This is a genomic window from Pseudoalteromonas sp. S3260 (assembly GCF_005886925.1).
GTDB classification, from domain to species: domain Bacteria; phylum Pseudomonadota; class Gammaproteobacteria; order Enterobacterales; family Alteromonadaceae; genus Pseudoalteromonas; species Pseudoalteromonas tetraodonis.
Map to the genome: position 1 here is coordinate 1 of NZ_PNCV01000386.1, position 333 is coordinate 333.

General features: G+C 49.2%; 1 protein-coding gene. It reads left to right on the forward strand.

Going from position 1 to position 333, the window contains the following annotated elements:
- On the forward strand, positions 1 to 333 hold a 333-nt coding region (locus tag CWC14_RS19330), incomplete at both ends, for a PDC sensor domain-containing protein (protein WP_502705440.1).

A 333-nucleotide genomic window follows, 5' to 3' on the forward strand; every position in this document is an offset into this window, starting at 1 on the left:
CTTCTTGATGGGCTCTCCGCACAGCAGCGAGATGTGACAGACCGCGATTACTTTACGCAAGCGCACAGCCACCCTAACGGCTATATTTCCAGTGTTTTTCGCGGTCGTGGCTTAGGTGACAATCCCATTGTTGGCATCTCGGCACCGATATACGAAAAACAACAGTTTGCAGGCGTGATTGAAGGTTCGCTGCGATTAGAGTCCTTTCGTCGCTTTCGGCCCTACTTGTTTGAGCAACAAGGGGAATTGCTGGTCATTGATGCCAACAATCACGTGGTGTATAGCAGTGTAAATACTTTCAAAGTGCTAAGCCACCTCGAGCAACCTGCTTTA